General features: G+C 34.3%; 15 protein-coding genes. 4 read left to right on the top strand and 11 right to left on the bottom strand.

Annotation, left to right across the window (positions count from 1 at the left end; all coding sequences use genetic code 11):
- Positions 1 to 11 precede the first annotated feature (11 nt).
- Positions 12 to 746, bottom strand: a complete 735-nt coding sequence (locus tag ABID42_RS00210) for an MlaE family ABC transporter permease (RefSeq protein ID WP_367281968.1) — start codon at positions 744 to 746, stop codon at positions 12 to 14.
- 103 nt (positions 747 to 849) lie between these two features.
- Between ABID42_RS00210 and ABID42_RS00205 the strand changes: the two genes are divergently transcribed.
- Entirely contained in the window at positions 850 to 1,524 is a 675-nt protein-coding gene (locus ABID42_RS00205) for an SDR family oxidoreductase (RefSeq protein ID WP_367281967.1), read from the top strand.
- Between the two features lies 1 nt (position 1,525).
- Here ABID42_RS00205 and ABID42_RS00200 read toward each other — a convergent pair whose 3' ends face one another.
- Together ABID42_RS00200 and ABID42_RS00195 are read right to left on the bottom strand one after the other, a co-directional pair.
- Entirely contained in the window at positions 1,526 to 1,993 is a 468-nt protein-coding gene (locus ABID42_RS00200) for a hypothetical protein (protein ID WP_367281966.1), read from the bottom strand.
- 136 nt (positions 1,994 to 2,129) lie between these two features.
- A complete protein-coding gene (locus ABID42_RS00195; RefSeq protein WP_367281965.1) occupies positions 2,130 to 4,247 on the bottom strand; it encodes a peptidylprolyl isomerase in 2,118 nt (705 codons plus the stop codon).
- Positions 4,248 to 4,719: 472 nt separating this feature from the next.
- Between ABID42_RS00195 and ABID42_RS00190 the strand changes: the two genes are divergently transcribed.
- Entirely contained in the window at positions 4,720 to 4,950 is a 231-nt protein-coding gene (locus ABID42_RS00190; protein ID WP_367281964.1) for a hypothetical protein, read from the top strand.
- Between the two features lie 317 nt (positions 4,951 to 5,267).
- Here ABID42_RS00190 and ABID42_RS00185 read toward each other — a convergent pair whose 3' ends face one another.
- The 8 genes from ABID42_RS00185 to ABID42_RS00150 all read right to left on the bottom strand — a co-directional run bounded on the left by ABID42_RS00185 (position 5,268) and on the right by ABID42_RS00150 (position 12,674).
- The gene (locus ABID42_RS00185; protein WP_367281963.1) at positions 5,268 to 6,008 is read right to left on the bottom strand and encodes a hypothetical protein; all 741 of its coding nucleotides are present in this window, start codon (positions 6,006 to 6,008) and stop codon (positions 5,268 to 5,270) included.
- Positions 6,009 to 6,363: 355 nt separating this feature from the next.
- Positions 6,364 to 7,494, bottom strand: a complete 1,131-nt coding sequence (locus ABID42_RS00180) for an aspartate aminotransferase family protein (RefSeq protein ID WP_367281962.1) — start codon at positions 7,492 to 7,494, stop codon at positions 6,364 to 6,366.
- 122 nt (positions 7,495 to 7,616) lie between these two features.
- Positions 7,617 to 8,489 (bottom strand): hypothetical protein, encoded by an 873-nt coding sequence (locus ABID42_RS00175; RefSeq protein WP_367281961.1) that lies wholly within the window; start codon positions 8,487 to 8,489, stop codon positions 7,617 to 7,619.
- 46 nt (positions 8,490 to 8,535) lie between these two features.
- Complete coding sequence (gene argC, locus ABID42_RS00170; RefSeq protein WP_367281960.1) at positions 8,536 to 9,495, bottom strand: N-acetyl-gamma-glutamyl-phosphate reductase; 960 nt, start codon at positions 9,493 to 9,495, stop codon at positions 8,536 to 8,538.
- A 1-nt stretch (position 9,496) separates the two neighbouring features.
- Positions 9,497 to 10,180 carry a hypothetical protein gene (locus tag ABID42_RS00165; RefSeq protein ID WP_367281959.1) on the bottom strand — a complete coding sequence of 228 codons (684 nt, stop codon included), beginning with the start codon at positions 10,178 to 10,180 and terminating at the stop codon, positions 9,497 to 9,499.
- 35 nt (positions 10,181 to 10,215) lie between these two features.
- Complete coding sequence (locus ABID42_RS00160) at positions 10,216 to 10,395, bottom strand: PIN domain-containing protein (RefSeq protein ID WP_367282436.1); 180 nt, start codon at positions 10,393 to 10,395, stop codon at positions 10,216 to 10,218.
- Positions 10,396 to 10,624: 229 nt separating this feature from the next.
- Entirely contained in the window at positions 10,625 to 11,821 is a 1,197-nt protein-coding gene (gene argG, locus ABID42_RS00155) for an argininosuccinate synthase (RefSeq protein ID WP_367281958.1), read from the bottom strand.
- 97 nt (positions 11,822 to 11,918) lie between these two features.
- Entirely contained in the window at positions 11,919 to 12,674 is a 756-nt protein-coding gene (locus tag ABID42_RS00150) for a GNAT family N-acetyltransferase (RefSeq protein ID WP_367281957.1), read from the bottom strand.
- Between the two features lie 651 nt (positions 12,675 to 13,325).
- On the opposite strand from ABID42_RS00150, the gene aat reads away from it, so the two are divergent.
- Both aat and proB read left to right on the top strand, forming a co-directional pair.
- Positions 13,326 to 13,967, top strand: coding sequence for a leucyl/phenylalanyl-tRNA--protein transferase (gene aat / locus ABID42_RS00145; protein ID WP_323254834.1), 642 nt, complete (start codon positions 13,326 to 13,328; stop codon positions 13,965 to 13,967).
- 120 nt (positions 13,968 to 14,087) lie between these two features.
- Positions 14,088 to 15,122: a glutamate 5-kinase gene (gene proB / locus ABID42_RS00140; RefSeq protein ID WP_367281956.1), complete on the top strand. Its 1,035-nt coding sequence runs from the start codon at positions 14,088 to 14,090 to the stop codon at positions 15,120 to 15,122.
- Positions 15,123 to 15,867 lie beyond the last annotated feature (745 nt).

The following is a 15,867-nucleotide window of genomic DNA, read 5'->3' as shown; positions in this document are numbered from 1 at the left end:
CCTAAAAAATATTAAGCGGTTATCAACAATTGTGCTAATAAATAATCTGCAATTAAAACGGCAATACAACTATTTGTAACAGCAGCTGTACTTGCTTGACCAACTTCTAAAGCGCCACCACCTGTGAAATAACCTTTGAAAGCGGAAATAGACACAATCAAAAAGGCAAAAACCACAGATTTAATTAAAGCAAAAGGAACGTTGAAGGCATTAAATTCAAATTGAATACCTTGGATATATTCTTGCGGAGAAATTGCCCCTGTTAACCAACCAGCCAAATAACCGCCATAAATAGAAAGAAATGCGGCTAAAGTAACTAACATTGGGAAAACAATGATTGACGCAACAACTTTTGGAAGCACTAAATATGAAGTAGAATTAATTCCCATTACTTCTAGTGCATCAATTTGTTCAGTAATACGCATGGTTCCTAATTCACCTGCGATATTTGAACCTACTTTTCCCGCTAAAACAATTCCAGTAATGGTTGGCGCAAATTCAAGAATGGTTGAATCTCGAACGATTAAACTGATGATATAATGTGGAACAAATGGATTATCTAAATTGGCAGCAGTTTGTACACAAGTAACAGCACCCAAAAAGAAAGAAACAATTGAAACAATTAATAATGAGCCAATCCCAATTTGTACGGCTTCATCAATGGTTAATCTTGTATATACTTTGAATTTTTCTCTGTTTGTGAAGAGTTTTCCTAAGAAAATAAAATATTTACCTATTATAGACATTCTTTGTTGAGGTTTTTCACGATTGAAATTACTTGGCTAAGAAAAATGTTTAAACCTTTTAACGATTAAATCATTTTAAATTCAGACATAATAGACAAAGATAATGAACAAAACGATAGTAGTAACAGGTGGAACAAAAGGTATTGGCAGAGCCATCGTCAATAAGTTTGCTAAAGAAGGCTTTACAGTAATTACTTGTGCTAGAACCAACGACGAACAATTCCCAGAAAATGTACTTTTTTTCAAAGCCGATTTATCTAAGAAGGCAGAAGTATTAGCTTTTGCTGATTTTGTAAAAGCTTCTGTTTCACAAGTGGATATATTGGTCAATAATACTGGCTTCTTTTTACCCGGACAAATTCATAATGAAGAAGAAGGTACTTTAGAAGCCATGATTGAAACCAATTTATACAGTGCTTATCATCTTACAAGGGCTTTGGTCAACGATATGATTGCTAGAAAAGCTGGTTATATTTTTAATATTTGTTCAGTGGCAAGTATCGTTGCTTATACAAATGGTGGTTCGTATTGTATCTCTAAATTTGCGATGTTGGGAATGAGCAAAGTATTAAGAGAAGAATTGAAACCTCATGGTGTGCGTGTGACAAGTATCCTTCCGGGGGCAACTTTTACCAACTCTTGGGCTGGTGTAGAATTACCCACGGAAAGATTTATTGCTTCTGATGATATTGCAGAAGTAATCTGGACAGCCAATGCTTTACCAGCTACAACTGTTTTAGAAGAAATTGTAATGCGTCCGCAATTGGGAGATTTATAATTTATGGTGCTGGAGTCATTTTTACCGTTGCATCAACATCTGAAATGCCTAATTGTGGAAAAGAAGCTTTGCTGTTGAAATCGAAATTTTTGTCAGTAAGTTGAACCACAGTTAGGCTTCCAGCACTTAGGCCCGCTACATTTACTCCTGTAATTTCAATCGTTGCTTCATTATTCGTGAATTTCCAAGTACCATTACTTGAAGTATTTCCATTGTTATCAATCGCAGTAACAACTCCATTTGTTTTGAAGCTTAATCTTACTTTCGATAAATCATAACCATTATTAGCTTGGTCTCTTGAATAAACAACGCTTAATCCTCCATAAGCCGAGGCTGATTGCACTTGCCAAACTGTACTTGTAAGATTTTCTGTTTTAGTTTTGAGTGTAACAGTAACTTGGTCTTCTTTACAACTAAAGATTGAGAAAATAAGTAAGAATGATAATACCGTAAATTTTAAATGTGCCATTTGAAAATTGGTTTAATGAATAAATTGATAACCTATTAACGTAGGTTTGTCTGAAAAGATTTTATTTTCAAAAAAACCTCTCAAATAAAAAAAGCACTCCCGAAGAAGTGCTTTTTTTATAATACTTTAATTTTGACTAAAAGAACTTAGCTCTGTTATCAACTACTTTCGCATTTTCTTTGATTGCTTCGTTGATATAGAATGATGTTCTTTGACCAGCCATCATTTTTGCTGTGTTTTTGTAAAGTGTTAAATCTGCAATAGCTGGTGCTGGAGTAGATTTAATGGTTTCCATGATGAAAACACCACCTTCACCTTTGAAAGGCTTAGAACGTTTTCCTACTTTTAAACCAAATGCTTTACCGATAGCTGTTGGGTCTGCACCTGCGCTAGTTAATACACCTTGTGCTAAAGTAATATCAGTTGCAGTTTCAACTAAAGCCCCTGCTCCGTATTTCTGAGCGATTTGCTCTAAAGTACCTGAAATACCCGCTAATTTTTTCTCAATTTGTTCTGCTTTCAAATCTCCTTTAACTCTTGCAGTTAATTCTTCTCTGAAATCATCTACTTTCACTTTGTCTTTATCTGTACTTCCAGTTACTAAAGCTACGATATATTGATTATCATTTTGGAAAACATCTGAAACCGAACCAACTTTAGTATCTTCATTAAATGCCCAACGAACGATGTCACGTGCATTTTGTAAGTTATTGAAACTTGTTGCTCCTTCTGGAATTCTATCTCCACGAAGCATCAATAATGTTTTGTCTTTTTTCAAACTTGCTTCAAAAGCTTCTTTCGTAGTATTTTCTGCTGCAAAAGCATCTGCTTTACGCAATACTTCATCCATTGTAGATTGACTTGGAGCAATCGTGCGGTTGATAGCAGCTAATTTATAACGAGTGTTAGTTTTAGCTTCTGTTACTTTTACGATGTGGTAACCAAAATCAGTTTCAACAATGCTTGGTAATAAACCTGTTCCAGAGAAAGCAAATACAGCGTTCTCAAATTGTTTAACCATTCCACCGTTGTTTTTGAAGTAACCTAAATCTCCACCTTGTTGAGCCGTTCCGTCAGTACCAAATTGTTGAGCCATTGCTTCAAAGCTTGCTCCACCTTTGATTTGCGCTAAAATACCTTCTGCACGTTTACGAGCTGTTGCTTTTACTGAATCTGAAGCACCTTTTGGAGCATTGATTAAGATATGGCTAGCACGAACTGTGAATAAAGAATCTTTTTGAATACCACCGTATTTATAGATTGAGTAAGTCAAACCATTTTTGAATGGACCATAAATACCTCCTGGAGTCATGTTTCCTAATTGTCCTTTTACAGCTTCAGGAATTTCTGCCAAAGTTGAATAATAAGGAGTTTTAACATCCGAATTCATCATCGCAAATGCTGAATCATTTTTAGCAATCGCTAATTCTTTCGCCAAACGCTTTAAATCGTTGTAAAAAGATGCTGTATCTAATTTCGAAGGAATAACTGGGAATGTTACGTACTGAATAGAACGTGTAGTTTGTCCTTGAAATAAATCTTTGTGCGAAGCTAAGTAATCTTCTAACTGCGAATCTGTTACTTTAATCGTAGAGTCAGCTACAGAATAGAATGGTACGTATAAATAACGTGCATCTACTTTTGAAGTTTGCGCAACATAGTCTTTTTGAGCTTCAACATTTGTTGTATATGTTGACATCTTCAAAAGGTTTTCATACTTCGTTCTCAAACGGTCTTGGCTCAATGATTTCTCAAAATTAACCCAAGCTTGTTGTTGTGCAGCAGGAAGTGTTTTGAAGTTTTTCAAGAACTGAATTACATAATTCTTATCGAACTGCCCTGTTTGTGGATTTGTAAATTGCTGACGAACCGAAGGGTGAATATTTGTTCCTTGTACCATATCAACCAATTCAGCAGGAGATACTGTAAGTCCTAATGTTTCGTATTCTTTGCCATAAGCTAAATCCAAGATGTACTGATTCCAAACTTGGTCACGAATCATGGCTACTTCTTGTTCTCCTGGACCACGACCAGACTGTTGTGTGTATTGTTGAGTAATCTCGTCAACTTTCTTTTGAAAATCTTGGTATTTAATCGTTTCTCCTCCGATTTCACCCACTGCGTCTTTTGATCCGCCGAAGAAACTTGAACGACCTTGAAAAATGTCTCCTCCGATAAGAAAGAGAATTAAACTGATGGCGATTGCCGCCGCCGCAATCCCCGACTTTTCTCTGATTTTGGTAATTAATGCCATTTTTAAATATTAAGTTATTGATTTTTCGCTATCTATCAGCTCCAAAGCATCAAAGACAAGGTTTTTGATAAAGAAATTACAATGTGATACTAATCTTCTGATAGATTCTAGGGAACCCAAAAGAAACGCAAAATAATTACTTTATTGGCTAATATCAAAATGTGAATGATGTTGTACTTTGTGCAATTATGTTTAATCAGTTGAGTGTTAGCTAAATATTGAACAAGCTTCTTAATGTTTTTTAATTCGAATTGATACTTTTTTGTGTTGTAAGTAATTGATTATCATTTGTTTTGTTGTTTGTAGTGTAATGGCTTCTAGCAAAGATTTGAGCTTCAATATTCCATTTTTGTTTATAATACTTTTAATAATTTTTGTTCAAATTTTGTTACTTATTTATTAACCTGTAGTCTATTGTTATAATATCTTCAAATTTTAACTTTGCTACCTGTCCTTTATTTTTCATTTTTGCATGAAAAAAATTGATTACATATTACTCTCTAGGCATTTTCATGGAGAAACTAATGAGACTGAAAATCAACAGATTTTTAGTTGGAGAGATAGTAATTCCATCAATCGAAGGACTTATGAAAGGCTATTTAAACTTTGTTTAGAAGAAAGAAAAGTTGTTGTAAGCCAAGATGATTTAGAGGAAATAGACTGCTGGGGTACAATTCTTTCTAAAATATTAGCTGAAAGCTAACGATACAGTAGCGAGTTTTCTTTTCTAAGTAGCTCTCTTTCTTTTATGAGTAGTGATATTTCCTTTCCGAGTAACGTTATTTCTCTTCCTGGTAGCTCTATTTCTTTTACAAGTAATGATATTTCTTTTCTGAGTAGCTCTATTTCTTTTACAAGTAGTGATATTTCCTTTCTGAGTAGTGATATTCCTTTTCCGAGTAGAGATATTTCTTTTCCGAGTAGTAATATTTCTTTTACGAGTAGTGATATTTCTCTTCCAAGTAGCTCTATTTCTTTTCCGAGTAGTAATATTTCTTATTTTAAGAGGGCTATAATCTTTTATTTCCTAATCACATTGAATGTTATCTTGCTCAATTGCTTATAGGCTGGACTAGTACTACCAAAGATGGATTTTACATATTTTTTTACGTGCAGGCTAAGTGAATGCAAGCCTGTTTCTGCTTCATACAAAATGCTATCTCTTTTCAGGCGAGCATTACTTAAAGCTACAAAACTGGATGAAACCTTTTCGTTAGCTGCCATTTGATTGGTCAACAATTCCTGAATACTGTTCACTTGCAAGGCTATTTCATTTGGGGCATAACTTGGCTCGCTGGCAAGGATATTTAGCAAGGCACGGAGATGTTCTACTTGATTAGTATAGGAGAGTTGGATAGACGAAACTGTTTTTTTCTTTGGGCTTAGCGCATCCTCTTCAACGCCTTTCTTTTTACCTTCACTCGCTTTTTTACCTTGTAATTTTCTGTTGAATCCTTTCACATCTTTCTTCGTTTCGGCAGGAGCATCGGAGTTTTCAAAAGCATTTACCAGTCTCGTAGCTAAGGTTTTGTTGTTTTTAAAGAGTTCAAAACGTGTATTAATCGCAACATTATAAGCAGTATTGTATTTGATAACGTCATCCAGCGCCTTTTCAGCTTGCGCAAGCGTTTCTTCTAAAGCAGGAATTTGAATTGTGGTTTTGCTAGGCTGATATTGGGTGCCAAAAGCTTTGCAAATATTGATGAGGTCTAAAAAATTATGGACATTAATAGCATGTCCCGTTTCGGTTGTAGTTGACATGGTTTTTCTGTTGTTTTTAAGGGAGATATTATTTTGAATAAGGTAAGTCTGACTAAGTTTTTTGCTTTTTAAAATTAAGATATTTTTAGGCATTTTTCAATCACTAATAGCATGAATCAAAAAAGGCTGTCTCAAAAAAAATGCGACCAAATATTATTCTGCGAAAGACCTTACCGTAGCGGCGGCCGCCCCCGACCCCTCTCCTGTTGAGAGGGGAGCTTTAAAAACTAAAAAGCCCCCTCTCAACAGGAGAGGGGGTTGGGGGTGAGGCGACCGACGCTCGGTTGAACACCAAAGAATATTTTGTGATTACTTTCTTTTTGGATAGCCTCCTGTTTTTGTATCGCTTTGCTGACTAAGCCGTTACCGAAATAACTTCTTCTAAAGCCTGTAAGAAAGTATCACATTCTTTTTGTGTAATAGCAAGACTTGGTAATAAACGTAAAGTATGTTTACCCGCATAGCCACAGAAAATATGATGTTCAAAAAGTAAAGAATCTCTGATTTTATCTACTGGTTGTTCAAACTCGATACCAATCATTAAGCCACGTCCACGTAATTCTTTGATACCTTCTAATTTGCTCAATTTTTCAAATAAATACTCGCCCATTTTAGCAGCATTTTCTATCAAGGCTTCTTCTTTCATTACATCCAATACTGCAACGGCTGCTGCACAAGCCAAGTGATTTCCACCGAAAGTTGTGCCTAACATGCCATGTTTTGCTTTGAATTTTGGTGCAATAAATACGCCACCAATCGGGAAACCATTACCCATTCCTTTAGCAGTGGTAATTAAATCTGGTTTAATGCCTGAGAATTGGTGTGAGAAGAATTTTCCCGAACGACCATATCCGCATTGCACAGAATCCAGAATCAAGATTGCACCCGTTTTGTCGCAAGCTTCACGAGCAGCTTTTAAGAATTCATCAGAAGCAACATTGATTCCGCCTACACCTTGAATACCTTCAATAATTACAGCACAAGTTTCTTCCGTTACGTTAGCTGTAAGTGTTTCAGCATCGTTGAATGGGAGGAAAGTAACGTGCTCATCGTAATTCACTGGCGCAACAATCGCTTTATTATCTGTAACTGCCACTGCACCAGCCGTTCTTCCGTGAAATGCTTTCGTGAAAGCAATTACTTTTTTACGACCGTTGAAGAAAGAAGCTACTTTCAACGCATTTTCGTTGGCTTCTGCTCCAGAATTACAAAGGAATAAATCGTACTCTTCGCAACCTGAAAGTTTTCCTAATTTCTCAGCTAATTCACTTTGAAGAGGGATATTGACAGAGTTTGAATAGAAGCCAATATTTTGTAATTGCTCAGTGAGTTTTTCTACATAATACGGATGCGAATGTCCGATAGAAATTACAGCATGACCACCATAAAGGTCAAGGTATTCAACACCATTTTTATCCCATAAATAGCTACCTTTAGCTTTTACAGGTGTGATGTCGTAAAGAGGATATACATTAAAAAGATTCATTGTTAGCGATAAGCTTCGAGCTGTCAGCTTTGAGCTGTCAGTAAAAGCTTTTTTATTGTTTAAAAATAAAATGTCTTATTATGCTAATACCTATTGCTCATTGCTTGAAGCTATTAGCTAAATTACTTTGCCCTATTTCTTCCGAATTTATAGCCCAAAACACCATAAAATTCTCCGAACCAAATACTTTGTTGAGCATAATCACTGTCTCTTCCTGTGGTATGAACGTGATTTAATCTAGTGAAACCACCTTTTAAATCTGTCTGTAAAAAGAACCTTCGTGAAAGGTCAAATCGTAAACCTGTTTTCAATGAAACGCCGTAGCCTGCAAAATTGAAATGGTTGTTTCGTCCAATCGTAAACAAGTGAGAATCTGTCCTCGGAATAATTGTTCCTGCACCCACACCCACTAGCCAATCAATGCCTTGAATATTATTTTTCGCTTTCCATAAACGGTCGTAGCGGTCGAGCTCCAAATGCAAATAATTAAAACCGTCAGTATGTTCATAATGTAAAAAATCTTCTGGACGAATCAATTTAGGAGTACGATTAAAATCTCCCACATATTCAGGATTCACCGTAATTGCTGGGTCTGAAACCTGTGCTGAGATATGTCCTGATACTTCAAGTACTTGGTTATCATCCATCACATATTTCATGTGGTCAGAACCAATAGAAATACTCCAATGGTCACTAAAAAAGTATCCATAGCGAATATTATATTGAGGAACCGATAATCTGGTAATGTCAAAATAAACGTCTGCACTAAATGGAATAGGTAAATCTTTTGCAGTAGCATTATGGAGTGTGAAATCGTAACCTTTACCTCTAAAAGTAATATCAGAATTTGCATATTCCGAACGATTATATCCCCAAAAGAAATAATATTCCCCTTTGCGACTGTATGGCTTTTTATTTAATGGTTTTACTTCTTGTGCAGTAATTGAAAAAGTAAATGAAATACTAATTAAAATAAAGGTTAGGATTTTATACATTGATTGATGAAGGATTATAAAAAATGGATGATGAAAAATCGGTAGTTTAGAAACCTACCGATTTTAAACCTAAACCAGTTTTTTCATCAAGCCCAAACATCAAATTCATGTTTTGAACAGCTTGTCCTGAAGCTCCCTTCGTTAGGTTATCAATAATACTTGAAATCAATAAATTGCCATTGTGTACTTCTAATGAAATAAGGCATTTATTAGTGTTTACCACTTGTTTTACGTCCACAGGTTTATCGCTAACGTGCGTAAACGGATGTGTTTCGTAATATTTTTTATACAATTTTTTGGCATCTTCCAAAGTACCATCAAAGCTTGTGTAAACATTCGCCATAATTCCACGAGTGAAATTTCCACGGTATGGAATGAAATTAAAACTTTGGTCAAAATCGCTCTGTAAAGTATTCACCACCATACCAATTTCTTGTAAATGCTGATGTGTAAATGCTTTGTAAATAGAAATATTATTATTTCTCCAAGAGAAGTGACTGGTAGCAGAAAGACTTTGTCCAGCCCCAGTTGAACCCGTAACTGCCGAAATGTGAATATCGTCAGTTAAAATTCCAGCGTCCGCCAAAGGCAATAATGCTAATTCAATAGAAGTAGCAAAACATCCCGGATTGGCAATGTGTTGAGCCGTTTTGATTTTCTCTCTTTGTAATTCCGCCAAACCATATACAAAACCTTCAGATTGGTCACGGTAGTCAGTACTTAAATCAACGATTTTAATACCTTTAAAAGAAGGATTTGCTTCCAAGAATTTCTTCGACTCACCATGTCCTGAACAAAGGAATGCTACATCAATATTTGTATGAAGGTCGTCTGAAAAGAGTAAATCAGTATCACCTAATAAATCAGTATGAGTACTATAAACAGGTTTGCCTGCTTGCGATTTTGAATTAACAAAAACAATTTCTACTGCTGGGTGATGAATCAGGATTCTCAATAATTCTCCTCCTGTATATCCCGCACCACCAATTATGCCTACTTTTATCATATTATTTTTTATAGTAAGGAGTATTTTTGAAGTTTAACCATAAAATACTATCAATTACTTTTTCTGAGGAATTAAATATTCCTACTTCAGTATATAGAGGAAACTTTCCAATTACTTCTCCAGTATTTCCATCTGAAACCTTCATATTAGAAAATATAGTATTATCAACTTTATTTTTATTTCTGATTATAATGGCATTTGGTATTAGTGCCGCACCAATGATAGTCGCAACGGATAACATGTCACTACCAAGTTTTTCCTCATTGGTTAAAAATGCAATTAGTCTAACTTCAGACTCAATTATTCCGTCAACTTCCAATGCTTTGCAAATAAAATCAGCAGGTAAATCTTTTATATCTTGTAGTGTAATTTCATTTTCAGCTAAAAGACTATTTGTTTCATCAAATGATTGTATTTCAACTGCAACAAAATCTTTTTTTAATTTTAAATAGTCATTTAATTTCTTCTGTAGTAAAAAGCCATCCTCATATTCTTTATCCCTAACATCTCCAATTTTTAAGCCTTCGGGAAGGGTTCTATAGACATACAAAACCTTAACAGGTAAAATAGCAATTTTTTTATGTTGCTTAACTAATGAATCAAGATTAATTTCTTGAGAGAAACTAGTTCTAGTAATCATTAGCAGAAAAATAAAAAGAAGGTACTTAGGCTGATGGCTAGTCATAGGCTATTTCATTTTAGAGCTACTTCATTGGCAATTTATGCTTCAATAAGATTAATTATCGAAGTGTAATTTTTAAATTTTTCATCTGTTGAGATGATAGCTAAATCTTCATGAACAGCAACAGCGATTAGCATTCTATCAAAAGGGTCTCTATGTTCTGGAAGCAGAGGAATGGTCTGATATTGAATTGAGTGATGTTGGTTCAATTCAATTATTTTAATATCTTTTTTTCAATCGTTTTCTCAATGGTGAACTCCAAAGAGTCAGGAAGTATAAGTTTTCCAATTGAAATTTTGATACTCATTTCATAAAAACTAACAGCGCTAACAAAGATGTCATTTGTTTCGTCCTCAATCAGCTGTTTTGATTTGGTTTTAGAAGAAAACACTCTTTTAAAACCAAATCAAAGTATGAATGACTTATAAACGCATGAACTTTAAACTCCTACAAACCCGCCTCAGTAACTTTTCTATGAATCATTGTTTGGTTAGAAACAATTTTAGAGAAACCTCTTACATCATCGCCTGTCCAAGTATTGTTCATTTCACCATAAGAACCAAAAATAGACGACATCAAATCAAATTTAGATTCAATACCTAATAATTGATAACGATATGGAGCTAAATGAATTTGTACTGTTCCAGAAACATTTGATTGCGTATCAGCCAAGAAAGTCTCGAAATTACGCATTACAGGCTCTAAGAATTGTCCTTCGTGAAGCATCGTTCCGTAAGTTTCTCCTAAAGTTTGTTTCCAGTACAACTGTTGTTTTGTAAGCGTATGTTTTTCTAAAAGATGGTGAGCTTTGATGATTAACAAAGGAGCTGCTGCTTCAAAACCAACTCTACCTTTAATACCGATAATTGTATCACCCACATGAATATCACGACCAACGCCATAAGGAGCAGCGATGTCTGTCAATTTACGAATGGATTGAACAGGGCTTAATGTTTCATCATTAATACCTACTAATTGTCCTTGTTCAAAATGTAATTTTACAGTTTCTTCGCCAGTAGCAGTTACTTGTGTTGGCCAAGCAGATTCAGGTAAATAACCATAAGAAGTAAGCGTTTCTTTACCACCAACTGAAGTTCCCCACAATCCTTTGTTGATTGAATAAGCAGATTTTGTCCAGTCACGAACAACACCTTTTGCTTTTAAATAATCAATTTCAGCTTCACGAGATAATTTCATATCACGAATCGGCGTAATTACTTTACAATCAGGCACCATGATTTGGAAAACCACATCAAAACGAACTTGGTCGTTTCCTGCACCAGTACTTCCGTGAGCAATCGCTTTTGCACCAATTTTGTTGGCATATTCAGCCACAGCCGTTGCTTGGAAAACTCTTTCTGCTGATACTGAAAGTGGATAAGTATTGTTTTTCAATACGTTTCCATATACCATGTAGCGGATACAATCGTTATAATATTTTTCTACAACATCTAAAGTTACGTGACTTGCCACTCCGAGTCCATAAGCTTTTGTTTCAATGTCTTTTAGCTCCTCAGCACTAAATCCACCTGTATCAACAAGGGCAGAATGTACTTCATAACCACAATCGTCTGCTAAATATTTTACACAAAAAGAGGTATCAAGTCCTCCACTAAATGCTAGAATTACTTTTGGTTTACTCATTTTAATGATTAATTAATGATAGTAACTTAATTGTTAATTACCATCACAATTATATGGTTGTGTTTTAAACTTTATGTAAGGGTATCAAAGAATGATATTAATCTCTATTAGTAATCAACTTATTTGCTCTTCTCTCAGCCATTTTCAAAAACATTTTTTCTTTAATGTTTTTAAGGCGTTCTAATACTTTTACATCTTTCAAGAAATTCCATTTTTCATGAGTATCCTCTTGAGCGTTCTCAATATTAGCTTCGTCGCCTTCTTTTTCTCTTTCAGCTTTTTTACGTTCCCATTCTGGGTCAAAAATCATACCTGTGCATAAGCAATGTTTACGGTCGGTACGTGTAAGTACATCGTAGTTCACGCAAGATTGGCAGCCTTTCCAGAAAGCATCGTTTACAGGTAATTCGCTAAAAGTAGTTGGTTCATAACCCAATTCAGAGTTAATTTTCATTACTGCCAACGACGTAGTAATACCAATGATTTTTGCATCAGGATAACGAGTTCTTGATAGTTCAAAAGCTCTGGCTTTTACGGCTTTGGCAATACCGTATTTTCTCCATTCTGGTTTAACTATTAATCCAGAATTAGCTACAAATTTTCCGTGTTCCCAAGTTTCAACATAGCAAAAACCAATAAAATTGCCTTCTGAATCAGTAGCAATAATGGCTTTCCCTTCGTTGATTTTATCACGAAGATATTCTGGAGAACGTTTTGCAATACCCGTACCACGAGCCTTTGCAGATTCTTCCATTTCATGGCAAATTGCTTCAGCAAGATGCAAGTGTTCAGTTGTAGCAACCTGAACTGTATAATTGTTGGTTAAAACCTCAGAAGCTGATAATTTTTCCACTTTAAGATTTAGCTTGGAAATTGTTTTTAGTTAGAAAAACAAGGTGATAATAAGCCCTGGCTCAAGAATTGAAAGCCTAAGAATTATCGAAAAAAACAAAAAAGATTGTTGAAAAGCTTTACCACATGGGTAAATATAAATATGTTAGGGCATCAGACCCTACGGAAGAACGTACGCCTAAAAATAGGCATAGGAGAATAAGAATATGATATGAATTTTACTTCGTAAACCATTTTTGGTTGATTAATTATCCGAGTTGAAAGTGAGTGAAAACGAATAATCGTGCAAAGTTTACCAAAACAAAATTTAAGATGCAATATATTTTTTCAATTTTATAAAAACTTAACAAAAAAAAACTAAAATATTGCCGTTTAAAGCTTTTTGAGAGGTTTTCTACGGATATTTTATTTGATGATATTTACTAGTATTTTATGTCAAGCTATGAGTGTAAATAATCAAACTGATTTGGATTTTTAAGTTTAATTAATTAAAATTGGTTATCAATTATGATATTTTAGATTAATTTCTCAAAGCAATATCATAAACTCAATTGTTGTATTTGTTTGAGTGCTTAATTACTCTTGTTTTTATTGGAATATTTTTCTGCAAAGAGTAATAGTTCAAAATCTTTAAATAGAAAAAATAAGGAAAATGACTATTTCCCCAAAAATAAATACCAGTAAACTAACAGCCGATGATTTGATTTATGGCTATATGAACGGAATTTTCCCGATGGCTGATACGGATGGTACTTTATATTGGTATTCGCCAGATCCTAGAGCAATCATTCCTATTGATACTTACAAACCACCAAAATCTTTAAAACCAGTATTGAATAAAAAGCAATTTGAAATTAGAATTAATACTGATTTTGAAGGTGTAATGCGTAATTGCGCTTTGCCTAGAAAAGGAGATGATGAAACTTGGATTTCTGAAGAAATCGTTGAAGCTTATTGTGATTTAAACAAAATGGGCTTGGCATATTCTGTTGAGACGTATATCGAAAACCGTTTAATTGGTGGTTTGTATGGCGTTTCGATTGGTGGTGCTTTCTTCGGAGAATCAATGTTTTATAAAGAACCCGATGGTTCTAAAATTGCTTTTCATTATTTGATGGAAATTCTGAAAAGCCAAGGATTTATGTTGTTGGATACTCAGTTTATCAACGATAATGTCAGACGTTTCGGAGCCATCGAAATTTCAAGAGCAGATTATGTGAAGTCATTGAAGAAAGCCTTGGAAATACGTTGTCATTTTGCCGAAGCCGATTTGAAACACTTATTTAAAGGCTAAACCTATAGATTAATTCGGTTACTCAATTGTTAAAGATTGAGAATGTTGTAATTTTGTCGCTGTATTACCTCAGTTTTGAAATTACTCATTTAGCAAAAGCGAGTTCGCTTACATTTAAAAATGTCCAAACCAATTATTGTCATTAAATTCGGAACGGCTTCAATTACGCATAAGTCTGGAGAATTGAACGAAGAAATTTTACAAGAAATCGCTCGCCAAGTTGCTGTTTTAAATAATGATTATCAGATTGTTATGGTTTCTTCAGGAGCCGTAGGAGCTGGCAAAAGTTTTATCAAAAATTATAAAGGTACCATTGCAGAACGCAAAGCCGCTGCTGCAATTGGGAATCCATTATTGTTAGCAAAATATACTCAGTACTTCTCTAAATATGGCATCACTGTAGCACAAAGTTTGTGCGAAAGACATCACTTTGCCAATAGAAACCAATTTTTACAATTAAAGGAAACGTATCAGGAACTTTGGGATAATGGCATTATTCCTATTGCCAATGAAAACGACGTAGTAAGTAATTTAGAATTAAAGTTTTCAGACAATGACGAGTTGGCTACTTTAATTGCCACAGGTTTTGGGGCAGATACTTTATTGTTATGTACTTCTGTTGGCGGTTTATTGGATGCTGAGAAAAATATTATACCATTTATTCCCAAAGTGGATGCTTCTGTTTTAGGGTTGGCAAATGATGATAAGTCGTCTTTAGGTTTGGGTGGAATGATTTCTAAACTTACTTATACTCGCTTGGCAACAAGAATGGGAACGAGAGTCGTTATTTTTGGCATGAAACCCGAAGATGGCATGTTGAAAGCAATAGAAAATAAAAACGGAACAAGCTTTGCCGCTCAGAAAGTAGCTCTAAATGCTCGTCAAAAATGGTTAGCTTCTGGAAGTTTAATTGCTGGAAAAGTACAAGTAGATGCTGGTGCAGGTTTAGCACTTGAAAACCGGAAAAGTCTTTTAGCAGTAGGAATCAAAAAAGTAATTGGTGTTTTTGAAAAAGCAGAAGTATTTGAAATTTTAGATGAAAAGAAAAACGTCATTGCGATTGCCCGTGCCAGAGAATCTTCGGAAGTAATTATTGCCAATCTAAAAACACAGAATTTTTTAGTTGCCAATGCAGATGATATTGTCGTGCTCTAAATTCTTCAAAAAATATTGACTCAAAAAGAAAGCCACCCCGAATATCGGAGTGGCTTTGCTATGAAACCTCTTTAAACTTCTCAATTAAGATTATATAAAATGCTCATCTGAGCTTTTTGTCGAATTGAATATTTTCAAGATGTAACTTGATACTTTTTGAAATTTTACTTTTTCTCTCTCAGTTAAGTAGTACAAAACGCACTTCTCTTTTACTTAATCAACAGAAAGCCTTTTCACAATGATATTTGTTGTACGTCAGTAGAAACTTCTCTTTGTTATTTCTTAAAATTATCTCCCTTTCTTGACAAAATTTTGATAATGAGACGAAAGGGTAAAAAAAAAAGACGAAAATCTTAATTGTTGGTTTTTACAACTAGATTTACTAATTCCTGCAATTTTTTTCTTAAAACCTTAAAATATTAAACCTTAGCTCTTTAGCTTTAAAAAGCACAGTTTTTAAACCATATTATTGTTTTTTTACAAAAAACATCTTCTAGTAATGCCCTTTTTTAGAAAAAGACCTCTCTTTTTTTAAAAGTACTCTTCTGTTGAATCACTTTTATGAAATTGTACTTTTTTGATTGATTTTTGTTTTGAACCTCTTTTTTTGCTAATCGTATTTTTTACTAAAATGTTGATTTTTGACTTTTTATGAGAGAAACAAGTCTTTAAAAAAAATAAGTATAAATACTTGTAAATGTTATACTAAATCGTAAAATTCAACCATTAATTAAGTAAAAACATA

Source organism: Arcicella rosea, assembly GCF_040543805.1.
Taxonomy (GTDB): domain Bacteria; phylum Bacteroidota; class Bacteroidia; order Cytophagales; family Spirosomataceae; genus Arcicella; species Arcicella rosea.
Note: the sequence above shows the minus strand (reverse complement) of the source record. Positions and strands in the feature narration are given on the sequence as shown.

What these genes read in the sequence shown, in the direction of transcription:
- ABID42_RS00195 (WP_367281965.1), bottom strand. Translation starts at nt 4,247, where the DNA reads ATGGCATTAATTACCAAAATCAGAGAAAAGTCGGGGATTGCGGCGGCG.
- ABID42_RS00165 (WP_367281959.1), bottom strand. Translation starts at nt 10,180, where the DNA reads ATGACTAGCCATCAGCCTAAGTACCTTCTTTTTATTTTTCTGCTAATG.
- ABID42_RS00185 (WP_367281963.1), bottom strand. Translation starts at nt 6,008, where the DNA reads ATGTCAACTACAACCGAAACGGGACATGCTATTAATGTCCATAATTTT.
- proB (WP_367281956.1), top strand. Translation starts at nt 14,088, where the DNA reads ATGTCCAAACCAATTATTGTCATTAAATTCGGAACGGCTTCAATTACG.
- ABID42_RS00175 (WP_367281961.1), bottom strand. Translation starts at nt 8,489, where the DNA reads ATGTATAAAATCCTAACCTTTATTTTAATTAGTATTTCATTTACTTTT.
- ABID42_RS00205 (WP_367281967.1), top strand. Translation starts at nt 850, where the DNA reads ATGAACAAAACGATAGTAGTAACAGGTGGAACAAAAGGTATTGGCAGA.
- ABID42_RS00190 (WP_367281964.1), top strand. Translation starts at nt 4,720, where the DNA reads ATGAAAAAAATTGATTACATATTACTCTCTAGGCATTTTCATGGAGAA.
- ABID42_RS00200 (WP_367281966.1), bottom strand. Translation starts at nt 1,993, where the DNA reads ATGGCACATTTAAAATTTACGGTATTATCATTCTTACTTATTTTCTCA.
- ABID42_RS00180 (WP_367281962.1), bottom strand. Translation starts at nt 7,494, where the DNA reads ATGAATCTTTTTAATGTATATCCTCTTTACGACATCACACCTGTAAAA.
- ABID42_RS00210 (WP_367281968.1), bottom strand. Translation starts at nt 746, where the DNA reads ATGTCTATAATAGGTAAATATTTTATTTTCTTAGGAAAACTCTTCACA.
- argC (WP_367281960.1), bottom strand. Translation starts at nt 9,495, where the DNA reads ATGATAAAAGTAGGCATAATTGGTGGTGCGGGATATACAGGAGGAGAA.
- aat (WP_323254834.1), top strand. Translation starts at nt 13,326, where the DNA reads ATGACTATTTCCCCAAAAATAAATACCAGTAAACTAACAGCCGATGAT.
- argG (WP_367281958.1), bottom strand. Translation starts at nt 11,821, where the DNA reads ATGAGTAAACCAAAAGTAATTCTAGCATTTAGTGGAGGACTTGATACC.